The sequence below is a fragment of the Phenylobacterium sp. genome, from assembly GCF_044358365.1.
GTDB lineage: Bacteria > Pseudomonadota > Alphaproteobacteria > Caulobacterales > Caulobacteraceae > Phenylobacterium.
Genome location: NZ_JBIKNZ010000003.1, coordinates 61,107 through 73,934 on the forward strand (window position 1 = coordinate 61,107; position 12,828 = coordinate 73,934).

General features: G+C 66.6%; 13 protein-coding genes and 1 other RNA gene. 10 read left to right on the top strand and 4 right to left on the bottom strand.

The window, feature by feature from the left end; translation table 11 throughout:
* Positions 1–5: 5 nt before the first annotated feature.
* Together nudC and ACIQ3B_RS01745 are read right to left on the bottom strand one after the other, a co-directional pair.
* Positions 6–932 carry an NAD(+) diphosphatase gene (gene nudC / locus ACIQ3B_RS01740; RefSeq protein WP_397399563.1) on the bottom strand — a complete coding sequence of 309 codons (927 nt, stop codon included), beginning with the start codon at positions 930–932 and terminating at the stop codon, positions 6–8.
* Positions 933–1,004: 72 nt separating this feature from the next.
* Positions 1,005–1,427, bottom strand: coding sequence for a hypothetical protein (locus ACIQ3B_RS01745; RefSeq protein ID WP_397399565.1), 423 nt, complete (start codon positions 1,425–1,427; stop codon positions 1,005–1,007).
* A gap of 170 nt (positions 1,428–1,597) precedes the next feature.
* Here ACIQ3B_RS01745 and ACIQ3B_RS01750 point away from each other — a divergent pair, with 170 nt between their 5' ends.
* The 5 genes from ACIQ3B_RS01750 to recR all read left to right on the top strand — a co-directional run bounded on the left by ACIQ3B_RS01750 (position 1,598) and on the right by recR (position 5,851).
* Positions 1,598–2,896, top strand: a complete 1,299-nt coding sequence (locus ACIQ3B_RS01750; RefSeq protein ID WP_397399567.1) for a spinster family MFS transporter — start codon at positions 1,598–1,600, stop codon at positions 2,894–2,896.
* 53 nt (positions 2,897–2,949) lie between these two features.
* An RNA gene (gene ffs, locus ACIQ3B_RS01755) (signal recognition particle sRNA small type) lies at positions 2,950–3,048 on the top strand.
* A gap of 60 nt (positions 3,049–3,108) precedes the next feature.
* The gene (locus ACIQ3B_RS01760) at positions 3,109–4,917 is read left to right on the top strand and encodes a DNA polymerase III subunit gamma/tau (protein WP_397399569.1); all 1,809 of its coding nucleotides are present in this window, start codon (positions 3,109–3,111) and stop codon (positions 4,915–4,917) included.
* 3 nt (positions 4,918–4,920) lie between these two features.
* Positions 4,921–5,247, top strand: a complete 327-nt coding sequence (locus tag ACIQ3B_RS01765) for a YbaB/EbfC family nucleoid-associated protein (protein WP_397399642.1) — start codon at positions 4,921–4,923, stop codon at positions 5,245–5,247.
* 1 nt (position 5,248) lies between these two features.
* Positions 5,249–5,851, top strand: coding sequence for a recombination mediator RecR (recR, locus tag ACIQ3B_RS01770; protein ID WP_397399571.1), 603 nt, complete (start codon positions 5,249–5,251; stop codon positions 5,849–5,851).
* 109 nt (positions 5,852–5,960) lie between these two features.
* Here the strand turns inward: recR and ACIQ3B_RS01775 are convergent, their stop codons facing one another.
* The gene (locus ACIQ3B_RS01775) at positions 5,961–7,205 is read right to left on the bottom strand and encodes an MFS transporter (RefSeq protein ID WP_397399573.1); all 1,245 of its coding nucleotides are present in this window, start codon (positions 7,203–7,205) and stop codon (positions 5,961–5,963) included.
* Between the two features lie 75 nt (positions 7,206–7,280).
* On the opposite strand from ACIQ3B_RS01775, the gene ACIQ3B_RS01780 reads away from it, so the two are divergent.
* From ACIQ3B_RS01780 to ACIQ3B_RS01800, 5 genes are read left to right on the top strand one after another with little or no spacing between them, the layout of a single operon-like run.
* Positions 7,281–8,498 carry a DNA recombination protein RmuC gene (locus tag ACIQ3B_RS01780; RefSeq protein ID WP_397399575.1) on the top strand — a complete coding sequence of 406 codons (1,218 nt, stop codon included), beginning with the start codon at positions 7,281–7,283 and terminating at the stop codon, positions 8,496–8,498.
* Between the two features lie 52 nt (positions 8,499–8,550).
* Positions 8,551–9,057, top strand: coding sequence for a peptide deformylase (def, locus tag ACIQ3B_RS01785; protein ID WP_397399577.1), 507 nt, complete (start codon positions 8,551–8,553; stop codon positions 9,055–9,057).
* A 47-nt stretch (positions 9,058–9,104) separates the two neighbouring features.
* Positions 9,105–10,031: a methionyl-tRNA formyltransferase gene (gene fmt / locus ACIQ3B_RS01790; RefSeq protein ID WP_397399579.1), complete on the top strand. Its 927-nt coding sequence runs from the start codon at positions 9,105–9,107 to the stop codon at positions 10,029–10,031.
* Positions 10,031–10,792: a tRNA pseudouridine(38-40) synthase TruA gene (gene truA, locus ACIQ3B_RS01795; RefSeq protein WP_397399581.1), complete on the top strand. Its 762-nt coding sequence runs from the start codon at positions 10,031–10,033 to the stop codon at positions 10,790–10,792. The genes fmt and truA overlap by 1 nt, the downstream gene beginning before the upstream one ends.
* Positions 10,789–11,631, top strand: coding sequence for a TIGR00266 family protein (locus ACIQ3B_RS01800; protein WP_397399643.1), 843 nt, complete (start codon positions 10,789–10,791; stop codon positions 11,629–11,631). The genes truA and ACIQ3B_RS01800 overlap by 4 nt, the downstream gene beginning before the upstream one ends.
* Before the next feature lie 3 nt (positions 11,632–11,634).
* On the opposite strand, the gene dapE is transcribed toward ACIQ3B_RS01800, so the two are convergent.
* On the bottom strand, positions 11,635–12,774 hold the full coding sequence (dapE, locus tag ACIQ3B_RS01805) for a succinyl-diaminopimelate desuccinylase (RefSeq protein WP_397399583.1): 1,140 nt from the start codon (positions 12,772–12,774) through the stop codon (positions 11,635–11,637).
* Positions 12,775–12,828: the final 54 nt, after the last annotated feature.

Consider the following 12,828-nt stretch of genomic DNA (forward strand, 5'->3'; position numbering starts at 1 on the left):
GATCCCTATGCTTCCTCCGCCCACGCCTTGATGAGCTGGTGTGCGATCGCCAGTGGCCCAGGCGCGAAGGTGGCTTCGATCTGGCCGGCGATCAGGGCGCGAGCCTCGGCGCGGGTGAACCAGCGGACTTCGCTGAGCTCGGTCTGGTCCGGCGTGCCCTCGTCGTCCTCCACCTCGGCGATCAGGCCGATCATCAGGGATGACGGATAGGGCCAGGGCTGGGTGGAGTGATACCGCACCTGGCGGGTTCGCAGACCGGCTTCCTCGTTCAGTTCGCGAGCACAGGCTTCCTCAATGGATTCGCCCGGCTCCAGGAAGCCGGCGAGGGCCGAGAACATCCCAGCGGGCCAGATCTCCTGGCGTCCCAGCATGCAACGCTCGCCGTGATAGGCCAGCATGATCACGACGGGATCGGTGCGCGGGAAGTGCTCGACCTGGCACGACGGGCACTTGCGCTTCCACCCGCCGTCCACGGCCTCGCTGGGCTGACCACAGGCGGCGCAATAGCCGTGACGCCGGCGCCACTCGAACATCTGTTTGGCGGTCCCGCAGATCGCCGCCTCCGTGCCCGGAAGCTGCATGGCGACCTGCCGAAGATCCTTGAACTCGCCCAGGCCCTGCAGGGGTCCCTGTGCGGGATCGGCGGCGCCCTCCATGTCGAGGGCAAAGATGGCTGTGTCCTTCCAGAGGCCCATGAACAGCAGCCGCTCGGGGCCGCCCGCCAGCTCACCCACCAGCTTCGCCGGCAGGTAGGCGATCTGGGCGCCGTCGTCCTTGGTCTTCTCGATGAGGGGTTTACCGTTCCACAGCGCCAGCCCGAGGCTGTCGGGCGACTGCAGCTGTTCGGCAAGCCATCCCGCATCGCCCCGTCGCTCGCTGGCGCGATTCAGGGGGTTTCCGGCGAAGGTGTTCTGGAAGAAGGAGAGAGCCATGGGATGTTCATAGTGCGCCCCAGCGCGCACGTCATCCCATCGCAGACGGCGTTGATTGCGATCAACGCCAGCCTACCTGTCTTGGCTCATGACCTTGCCGAGCTCGCCCGCGGTCAGGAACCCGTCCTTGTCGCCATCGAGAATGCCTGTGAAAACATAGGCGTGATAGTTCAGGAAATCGCGCTGGTTCATGGTGCGCTCGCGACCATCGCGGTTGAAGGCCCTGAAACTCTGTTCGGCATTCGTCCTGGCGCGGCCTTCCAGGGTTTCCTTGAACTCCTTGTAGGTCAGCTCGCCATTCTGATCGAGATCACCGGCTGTCATCTTCGGCATCTGGACATTCAGATAATCGTTGAGCGTCACCATCCCGTCCTTGTTGGCGTCCAGGAATCTCAACGCCACCTCGGGCGTCACCGCCACCTGGGCCAATGCCGCGTTCGCGACTGAAAGCGTGGCGCTGAGCGCAAGCACCGCGCACATGGATTGTCTGATCATCTGCTGCCCCCCGGCGTTTTCTGCCAGCGATCTTGGGTCAGGTCGAAGGTCAGGCGCAAGCCCCCGCGATTCCCGCGTGCTCTGTGGCCAGACTTCTGTTTGAGTACCGCAGGGCAGCGCGTTGGCCATGTGACCGCAAGTGTCATGGGCCGACCCAGGGGGAACAGTTCATGAGCGACAAGACAACGACGACGCCACCGTCGGCGACCACCGCGGCGGCTCTGCCGGTGGGATTGCTCGCCCTGCTGACGGTCACCAACGCGCTGAATTTCGTCGACCGGAACCTGCTGGCCAGTTTCGCCAACTTCCTGAAGCCCGAGCTCAACCTCACCGACACCCAGTTCGGTTTGCTGACCGGACTGGTGTTTCTGGTCTTCTATGCGGTGGCGGGCCTGTTCATGGGCATGTTGGCGGATCTGTCGCACCGTCCTCGGCTGATCGCCGGCGCCGTTGCGGTCTGGAGCGCTCTGACCGCAATTTCGGGAATGGCGCGCGGGTTCATCTCGCTGGCGATTCCGCGCGCGCTTATCGGCATCGGCGAGTCAGCGCTGACGCCCTCGGCCATGTCGCTGCTCGCGGACCGGGTTCACCCTTCGCGCATGGGACTGGCCAGCGCCATCTACTACATGGGCGTACCCATCGGCACCGGCGCCGGTCTGCTGATCGCGGGCTACCTCGGCCCGGCGATCGGCTGGCGGAATTGTTTCTATGTGCTGGGTGCGGTGGGATTGGTCCTGGCCCTGGCCTTCCTGTTCGTCCGCGACCCGCGCCCCAAGCGCGAAGCCCAACATACAAAGGGGCCTGGATTCCTGGTGCAGACCCGTCTTCTTGGCGACGCCCTGAAGCGCTCACCCGCGCTCGTCGCCACCATCTGCGGCGGGGTGGCGCTCCACATCGGCATCGGCGCGGCCCAGTTCGACCAGCTCTGGTTTGTCGCCGAGCGTGGTTTTGAAAGGGCGCATATCGCGCAACTGGCCGGCTACATCACGGTGGTCGCCGGCGTCGCGGGGAATCTGTTTGGCGGCTTCATCGGCGACTGGTGGCAGCAGAAGATGAAATCCGGGCGACCAATGATGCTCGCCCTGCTGATCCTGGTGACGATGCCACTGGCTCTGGCCTACCGCGTGGTCCCGGCGGACTCGCCGTTCTTTCTCATCGGCATGGGGATCGGCATCTTCCAGTTGGCGGCGTTCTATGGCCCGACCTTCTCGACCGTACAGGAACTGGCGCCACCCGGTGCGCGTGCAACCGTCACCGCCTTCTACATCCTCTGCCTGAACGTTGTCGGCCTGGGGATCGGCATCACCGGAGCCGGTTGGGTCATCGACCAATTCCGGGACGCAGGGGCAGCCCAACCCTACACGGCCTCGGTGCTGGTGTTCACCGCCATCTCGGCCCTGGCGATCCCGGCGTTCGTTCTGGCCGGACGGTGGACTAAGCGAGACGTGGCGAGGAACGCCGGGGGGTAGCCGCGCTTGGGCTGCCTCTTGCCCACGGCCCTCCGATCCGCCATATGCCGCCCCGGAGATCGGCGACGGGCGGACGCCTCGCCAACCTGGTCAGGGCCGGAAGGCAGCAGCCACAACGAGTTTCGCTCCGGGTCGTCGTTCGGTCTCCACCTTTCCCCAGACTTTTCAATTTTCGCGTGGCGCGGAGGTTGGCCGTTCCCTTAGATGGCGCCATGGGCGACGAAGACTTTCCCCGCGACGACCTTGAGCCACCCGAGCGTGACCCGAACACGGGCGACATGTTCGGCGATGCGCCGGTTACGACCCCGCCCGCGCCCACCATGGACAGCGCCGCCTACACCGTCATCGCGCGGAAGTACCGGCCGCAGACCTTCGACGATCTCTATGGCCAGGAGGCCATGGTGCGCACCCTGCGCAACGCCTTCTCCTCAGGTCGGATCGCGCATGCCTTCATGCTCACCGGCGTACGTGGGGTCGGCAAGACCACCACCGCGCGCCTGCTGGCGCGCGCTCTGAATTTCCAGACCGCCACGGTTGACACGCCCACCCTCGATTTCCACCAGGAGGGCATCCACTGCCGCTCGATCATCGAGGGGCGGCATATGGATGTGCTGGAACTGGACGCCGCCTCGCGCACCGGTGTGGGCGACATCCGCGACCTGCTGGAAGGCGTGCGCTATTCGCCGGTGGAGGCCCGCTTCAAGGTCTACATCATCGACGAAGTGCACATGCTGTCGACCGGCGCGTTCAACGCGCTGCTGAAGACGCTGGAAGAGCCGCCGCCGCACGCGAAGTTCATCTTCGCCACCACCGAGATCCGCAAGGTGCCGGTGACCATCCTGTCGCGAACCCAGCGGTTCGACCTGCGCCGGGTGGAGCCCGATGTGCTGGTCAAGAATCTCGAGATGATCTGCGAGAACGAGGGCGCCCGCGTCGAGGCCGAGGGCCTGATGCTGATCGCCCGCGCCGCAGAAGGCTCGGTCCGCGACGGTCAGTCGATGCTGGACCAGGCCATCGTCCAGGCTGATCCGGGCGTCACCGTCACCGCCGCCTCGATCCGCGACATGCTGGGGCTGGCCGACCGCGCCCAGACTATCTCACTGTTTGAACAGATCATGCGCGGCGAAGCCGGCGCCGCCATTGAAACCTTCCGCGCGCTCTATGGCTATGGCGCCAATCCCGATCAGGTGGTGATGGACCTGCTGGACCACACCCACGGCGCATCTGTCGCCAAGGCCATCGGTCCGCAGGCGCTGGTGCTGCCGCGGGAACAGGCGGGACGGCTGGCCGCCGTCGGGGCGGCGGTATCGGCCGGGACCCTCTCGCGCATCTGGCAATTGACGCTGAAGGCCTATGAGGAGGTGCGGCGCGCGCCCGATGCGGCTGCGGCGGTGGACATGGCCCTGATCCGGCTGGCCTATGCGGCCGACCTGCCGGGGCCGGAGGAGGCTTTGAAGCGGCTGCAGGCCGGTGAACTTCCGGGCGCCGGGCCGCTCGGCGGCGGCCCGGCCGGCGGCGGCGGGGGTGTTACAGGGCGCAGCGCCACAAATGCGGTGGCCCTCCAGCCTATGCCGTTGGCCCCGCACTCTCCGGAGCCCGCTGCGGTCCTGAACACCTTCGAGGACCTGCTGGCGCTGATCGACCGTCGACGCGATGTGACATTGAAGATGGATGTGGAGCGCTACATCCGCCCCATCAGCTTCCGGCAGGGCGCCATTGAGTACGAACCCGGCCCCGGCGCGCCCGTCAATCTGGCTCAGCGGCTGGTGGCGAGGCTGAAGGAGTGGACCGGCGAGCGCTGGCTGATCGCCGCGCAGGGCGGCGGCGGCGCCGAAAGCGCCTGGGAGAAACAACGGCGCGAGCAGCGCGAGGTCCGCGCCGAGATCGAGCAGGACCCCTTCGTCCGCTCCGTGATGGAAGCCTTTCCCGGCGCCGAGATCATCGGCGTCCGCAACCTGACGCCGACCCCGGCGATCGAGGGCGTGGCCCCGACCGAGGTCGATGATGATGACGAGGAGTAACGGCTGATGGACATCAATGCCCTGATGAAACAGGCCCAGGCCATGCAGCAGCGGATGGCCGATGCGCAGGAACGGATTGCCGCCATCGAGGTGGAGGGCACGTCCGGCGGCGGCATGGTGAAACTGGTGCTGCGCGGATCGGGCGAACTGGCGCGCGTAGAGCTTGATCCCGGTCTGATGGCGCCGGGCGAGGGCGAGGTAGTGGCCGATCTGATGGTCGCCGCCCACGCCGACGCCAAGCGCAAGCTGGACGCCGCACAGGGCGAACTGATGCGCGAGGCGGCCGGGCCGCTGGCCGGCATGAACATTCCCGGCATGCCGAAGTTCTGAGATGGCCGCGTCCGCCGGACCAGAGATCGAACGCCTGGTCACGCTGCTGGCCAAGATTCCAGGACTGGGGCGCCGCTCCGCTCGTCGTGCGGCGCTGGCGCTGCTCAAGCGGCGCGATCAGTTGCTGGTCCCGCTGGCCGACGCCCTCAGTGAAGCGGCGCGGCTGGTGCAGACCTGCGATGAGTGCGGCTCACTGGACACCCAGAACCCCTGCGCCATCTGCGCTGACTGGAGCCGCGACGACGCCCTGATCTGCGTTGTCGAAGATGTAGGTGCGCTCTGGGCCATGGAACGCGCCGCAGCCTTTCGCGGACGCTACCACGTACTGAGTGGTCTGCTCTCAGCGCTGGAGGGTGTGGGGCCGGAGGCTCTACGCGTGGACGACCTGGTAGAGCGCGCCTCGCGCGACCATACCTCCGAGGTGATCCTGGCCCTGCCAGCCACGGTCGACGGCCAGACCACGGCGCACTATCTGGCCGAGCGGCTGGCCGGGTGTAACGTCTCGGTTTCGATGATGGCGCGCGGCGTTCCTGTCGGCGGTGAACTGGACTGGCTGGACGACGGCACCATCGCCCACGCCATCCGCGCGCGACGGCCGGCCTAGAGCACGACAGCTTGAAGTGGATACCGGTTCAAGCGCCCGTCGTGCTCTAAAGATATGGTAACGAGCCTGTTTATCCGGTTCAGATGATTCCATCTGAACCGGACAGGCTCTAGCCTGCCTTCCAGGGGACCGGCTCGATCTTCCGGATCATCAGGCCCCAGCCTGCGACACCCAGCAAGGCGCCCGCCGCCGTGACGATGAAGGCGGCGTGGAAACTTCCCGTGCTGTCAACAATCATGCCGGTGATGATCGGTCCCAGAATGCCGGCGAAGTTGGCCCAGCCGTTCTGCACCCCTATCCACTTGCCCGCCGCCTTGGGTCCGGCCAGCGTCTGACCGGTGGCGAAAATGTGCGGACCGACCGCGCCCAGGGCGAAGGCGACGACGAACAGGCATCCGATCGCCACCTGCGGCGCCACATAGGCGCAGGCCAGCAGACCGGCGGCGGTGACAAGATGGGCGCACACAAAGATGGTCTTGCGGGCCCGGTTGGGCGTTGCGCCGGTCGCGATCCAGCGGTCTGAAAGCCAGCCGCTCAGGAACGAACCCCCCGCATAGACCAGGTAGAGGCCGCCGCCGACATTGGCCATTTCTCCCAGCGTGTAGCCCTGCGACTTCACCAGGTAGAGCGGGATCCAGGAGACGACGAAGTAGAAGGCGAAGTTGACCGAGAAATGGCCGAGGCTGGCTCCCCAGAGCTCCGGGCGCCGGAAGATATCCGGAAAGGACGGCCCCGCGCCCGGCTCATGATCTGCGGCGCCCCGGTCCGTGAGCCTGCCGGTCACCAACAGCCAGGGCACAAGCCAGAGCAGGGAGATGGCGCCGAACATGATGAAGACCCCGCGCCAGCCAAGCGTCTCCATAAGGTGTCCGCCGAAGAAGATGCCAACCGCCGGCCCGAGCGACAGACCGACGATGATCAGGCCGTTGGCGGCGCCCAGGCGGGCTGCGGGCACATGCCGCGCGATCAGGGTCGAACTGACCGGAAAGGCGGCGCTCTCGCCGACCCCCAGTAGCAAACGTAGCATCAGCAGGGCCACGAAACCTGCCGCGAAGCCGCTGAAGAAGGTCGCCAGCGACCAGATCGCCAGACCGGCAGCCAGGGTCTTGTAAGCGTTGAAACGGTCGGCCATCCAGCCGGAGAGGACGAGCCCCGGCGTGTAGGTCCAGAAGAAGGCCGAGATCAGGATCCCGATCTGGGTCGAGGTGAGGGCGAGTTCGTCCTTGATCAGCGGCGCAGCGGTGGCCAGACCGCCCCGGTCCACATAGTTGATGAACACCGCCGCCGCGAGCAGCGGCACTATGAATGGGCTGAAAGCCTCGCGCAGCGGCTTCGCCGCCGTTTCCGTCGTCATGGTGTTCCCCCGATCCCCTTTTCACGGACACTGACACGGCTGGTCCCGACTCACCTAAGTCGCTAGGAACACAGCATGAACCTGATGCTGCTGATGATCATGTTGCTGGCTCTGACCGCCGCGATCGCCATCGCCTGGGCTCTGCGTGAACGCGGTCGGGCAGCGGCGGCCGAGCTCAGGCTGGCGCTCTATCAGGAACAGGGCGAGCTGGTTCGCAACCAGTTGACCCAGTCGGCGGCCAGTGTCGCCGAGGAGATCCTGCGCAAGAACGATGAGGCGGTGCGGGGCCGCGAGCAGCTGGCCCAGGCCCGGCTGGAGGCGCAACTCAAGCCCGTCGCCGACACCCTGCTGAAGTTCCAGGAGCAGGTGACGGCCGTGGAGAAGCAACGCGCTGAGGAGACCGGCGGCCTGAAGGAACAGATCGCCCAGATGCTGCAGGCGGCCACCGCCACCCAGGATGAGGCCCGCAAGCTCTCCAGCGCCCTGCGGCGCGGCGCTGGCGTGCAGGGTCGCTGGGGCGAGCAGACCCTGCGCAATGTGCTGGAGGCCGCGGGCCTTACCAACCGCTACGACTTCGACGAACAGACCTCCACCGACACAGACGAAGGTCGACGTCGGCCTGATGTAACCGTGCGCCTGCCAGGCGGGGCCCTGTTCGTCATCGACGCCAAGTGCTCACTGAACGCCTTCCTCGAAATCCAGGAAGCCGTGGACGACTTCGCCCGCGACGCCGCCGGGATCCGTCACGTGCAGAGCGTGCGCAGCCACATCTCAGGCCTCTCGGCCAAGGCTTACTGGGACCAGTTCGATGCTTCGCCGGACTTCGTGGCCATGTTCGTGCCGCTGGACTCCGCCCTGGCCGCCGCGCTCGACCGCGAGCCTAACCTGATGAATGAGGCCATGGACAAGCGGGTGGTGATCGTCACCCCGTCCACCCTGTTCGCGCTCTGCAAGGCCGTGGTCTACGGCTGGCGCGTCGAGGAACAGGCCGCCAACGCCCAGAAAATCGCCGAGCTGGGGCGTGAACTCTACAAGCGCATTGCGGTGATGGGCGGCCATGCCGATGCCATGGGCAAGGCACTGCAGACGGCGGTTGGCCGCTACAATCAGTTCGTAGGCTCTCTGGAAGCCCAGGTGCTGACCCAGGCGCGCCGCTTCGAAGACCTCAAGGTCGACCATCAGGGCAAAACCGTCGCCGTGCTGGAGCCGCTGGACAGCGCCGTACGGCCGCTGACCAAACTGCCCGCCGGCGAGACCCCACCGGTGCGACTTGTGGCCGGCGACGAGGGCTAGCGCCAGGGTCACGCACCTTGACGCCTGCAGATAGCGACCTTACGTCCGCGCCATGGCTATCCGAGAGATCCTTGTCGTCCCCCACCCTGTGCTGAAACAGGTGTCGACGTCCGTTGATGTGGTCGACGACGCCCTGCGCGCCCTGATGGATGACATGCTGGAGACCATGTACGACGCGCCGGGCATCGGCCTGGCGGCGGTGCAGATCGGTGTGCCCAAGCGGGTGATCGTGATGGATCTGGCGGGCAAGGACGAACCCCCGGCGCCGCGCTATTTCGTCAATCCCGAGATCGTCTGGGCCTCGGACGACACCGCACCCTACGAGGAAGGCTGCCTCTCCGTGCCGGAGTATTATGATGAGGTCGAACGGCCAGCCCGCGTGAAGCTCAAGTACCTGAACTATCAGGGCGAGGCAGTCGAGGAAGACGCCGACGGCATGTTCGCCGTCTGCATCCAGCACGAGATGGACCACCTTGAAGGTGTGCTGTTCATCGATCATCTGTCCCGGCTGAAGCGCGAGCAGGCGATCAAGAAGGTCAAGAAGCTGGTTCGGGCGTAAGCCGGGCGATCCTCGCCTTCGCCCCGTCCACGCGCTAAACTCCGGCCATGCGTCTCGCCTTCCTCGGCACCCCGGATTTTGCTGTCGCCAGCCTGAGCGCCATCCTGGCGGCGGGGCATGAGGTGGCGTGCGTCTATACCCAGCCGCCGGCGCCGCGCGGGCGCGGGCATGACCTGAAGCCTTCGCCGGTTCACGCCTTCGCCGACAGCCATGGCCTGACGGTCCGCACGCCCGCCTCAATGCGCGACCCTCTCGAGATCGCCGCTTTCGCCACCCTAAACCTCGACGCCGCCGTCGTGGTCGCGTTCGGTCAGATCCTGCCGGGCGGGGTGCTCGACGCACCACGCTTGGGCTCGTTCAACCTCCACGGCTCGCTGCTGCCGCGCTGGCGAGGCGCCGCGCCGATCCAGCGAGCGATCATGGCCGGCGACAAGGTTACCGGCGTGCAGGTCATGCGCATGACCGAGGGGCTCGACGAAGGCCCTGTGCTGGCCACCGCGACGGTCCGGATCGACGCTCTGGAAACGACTGCGACCCTGTTTGAACGGCTGGCCCCGATTGGCGCGGATCTCCTCGTCCGCACCCTGGCCGATATCGCCGCCGGGCGCGCCGTGGAAACGCCTCAGGCCAGGGAGGGCGTCACCTATGCCCGCAAGATCAGCCCCAGGCATGCGCGGCTGGACTGGACCAAGCCAGGGGCGATGCTTGACGCCAAGATCCGTGGAATGTCGCCGGCGCCGGGCGCCTGGTTCGAACTGCCCTCCGAGAAAGGGCCTGTGCGCGTAAAAGCTCTGCTCTCGGCGTTCGAGGACGCTGGCGGCGTGCCAGGCGTCACCCTCGACGATCGGCTGCTGGTGGCGACAGGCCAGGGCGCCGTGCGCCTGCTCAGAGTGCAACGCGAGGGCCGCGGCCCGCAGGAGGCTGAGGTTTTCCTCCGGGGGACGCCGGTGGCCGCCGGCGTTCGGCTGAGCTGATGCCGCGCTATCGCCTCCTGATCGAATATGACGGCCGTCCGTTCTGCGGCTATCAGACCCAGGCCGGATTGCCATCTGTGCAGGGCGCGCTGGAGGCCGCCGTTCTGGGGTTCAGCGGTGAGACCGTCCGGGTGCAAGCGGCGGGCCGGACCGACACCGGCGTCCACGCCACCGGTCAGGTCGTCCATGTCGACCTTGCCCGCGACTGGCCGGCGGACACGGTGCGCAAGGCGCTGAACGCCCATCTCATGCCCCAGCCTGTCTGTGTACTGGAGGCCACGGAGGCCACGGAGGGCTGGCATGCCCGGTTTTCGGCAATGGAGCGGCGCTATCGCTATCGCATTCTCAATCGGCAGAGCCCACCGGCGCTGAATCAGGGCCGGGTCTGGTATGTTCGCAAGCCCCTTGATGCACAGGCCATGCACGACGCCGCCCAGGCGCTCCTGGGCCACCACGACTTCACCACCTTCCGTGACCTGGCCTGTCAGGCGAAGTCGCCGATGAAGACCCTGGACATCGCCACGGTGCGCCGGGAGGGCGATGAGGTGATCCTGGACTTCGCCTCGCGCTCGTTTCTGCACAGGCAGGTACGCTCCATGACAGGCACCCTGGCCCAGGTGGGCGTCGGGCGTTGGAGCCGGGCCGACGTCGCCGACGCCCTGGCCGCGCGGGACCGCAGGGCTTGCGGCCCGGTGGCCCCGCCTGACGGCCTCTACCTTACCCACGTCGGCTATCAGCCGGCATCTCCTTCAACATCCTGAGGACCTCCGCCATGACACAAAGCCCCTGGGTTCATCACCGCAACGCCAACGTCGCCGATGACATCGATTTCGAGATCAAGGGCCAGGAGCTGCAGTTCCTGGAGATTGAACTCGATCCCGGCGAGAGCGCCGTGGCCGAGGCCGGCGCGCTTGTCTGGAAGGACGCCAGTATCGGAATGACCACCGTGTTCGGTGACGGCGCAGGCGCGGAAGGTGGCTTCATGGGCAAGCTGCTGGGCGCCGGCAAGCGTCTGGTCACCGGCGAGAGCCTGTTCACCACCGTCTTCACCCACAACGCAGGGGGCAAGGCCCGCGTGGCCTTCGCCTCGCCGACGCCAGGTGCAATCCTGCCGATCAATCTGGGGGAACAGGGCGGCTGCCTGATCTGCCAGAAGGACAGTTTCCTGGCCGCTGCGCGCGGCGTGTCCATCGGTATCCAGTTCCAGCGCCGCATGATGACCGGCCTGTTCGGGGGCGAAGGCTTCATCATGCAGAAGCTGGAGGGCGACGGCTGGGTGTTTGTCCAGATGGGCGGCACCGTGATCGAACGCACCCTGGCGGCCGGCGAGGAACTGCACGTGGATACCGGCTGTCTGGCCGCCTATACGCCCAGCGTCGATTTCGACCTGGTGATGGCCGGCGGCGTCAAGAGTGTGCTGTTCGGCGGCGAGGGTCTGTTCTTCGCCCGCCTGCGCGGCCCCGGAAAGGTCTGGATCCAGTCCTTGCCGTTCTCGCGCCTGGCCGGTCGGATGCTGGCGGCGGCGGGCGGACAGGGCGGGAACCGCGGCGAGGGCTCGGTTCTGGGCGGACTCGGCGACCTGATCGGCGGCAATCGATAGGGATCAGGCCGGCGCGAAGTAGCGCTGGATGATCCGGGCATAGACCTTCTGCAGGGTGCGGATTTCCTCGACCGGGGCGCGCTCATCCACCTGGTGCATGGTCTTGCCCACCAGCCCCACTTCGATCACCGGGCACAGCGCGCGGATGAAGCGGGCGTCAGACGTGCCGCCTGAAGTTGACAGCTCCGGGGCCGCGCCGGTGACGTCGGCCACAGCGGCTGCCACAAGGTCGGTGAAGGCGCCCCGCTCGGTCAGAAAGGCCTCGCCGCTGATCTGGGGCGTGACCGTGATCTTCCCGGCAAAGCCCACTGAGGCGCGCCAGACCTCCAGCTCGAACCAGTCGGCCAGCTGCTGTCCCGTGTGGTTGGGGTTGAACCGGATGTTGAGCCTGGCCCGCGCCACGCCGGGGATAACATTGGTCGCCGTGTTGGGCGCCTCGATCATGGTGACTTCGAGATTGGAGGGCTGGAACTCGGCATAGCCCTCGTCCAGCTTGCGCTCCTGCAGCGCCGAGAGAAGCTTCACCAGCACGGGCACAGGGTTGGCCGCCCGATGCGGATAGGCCACGTGGCCCTGGATGCCTTCCACAAGTATCTCGGCGTTGATCGAACCGCGCCGGCCCACCTTGACCATGTCGCCGAACGTTTCGGCCGAGGTGGGTTCGCCCACCACACAGTGATCGATCACCTCGCCCTCGGCGGCCAGCTCTTCGACCACCAGCTTTGTGCCATGGGTGGCGACGCCCTCCTCGTCCCCGGTGATCAGGAACGAGATCGAGCCGGTGACCTGGCCCGCAGCAATGGCTTCGGAGGCCGCAGCCGCGAAGGCGGCAATGGCGCTCTTCATGTCCACGGCACCGCGTCCGATCAGCACGCCATCAATCACCTCGGCACCGAACGCATCCTTCGTCCAGGCGCCGGCGTCGCCCACCGGCACCACATCGGTATGTCCGGCAAAGCAGAGATTGGGCCTGGCGGTCCCGTAGCGGGCGTAGAGGTTCTCGATATCGCCGAATTTCATTCGGCGGCAGGCGAAGCCCAACCCTGCAAGCGTCTGCTCGACGATATCCATGGCGCCGGCGTCAGCGGGCGTCACCGAAGGGCGGCGGATCAGGTCGCGGGTCAGTTCAACGGCGTCAATCATACGTCGCGCTTTACCGGTCATTCCGCCCGGAGGCGAGAGGGGTGCGGGAAGACC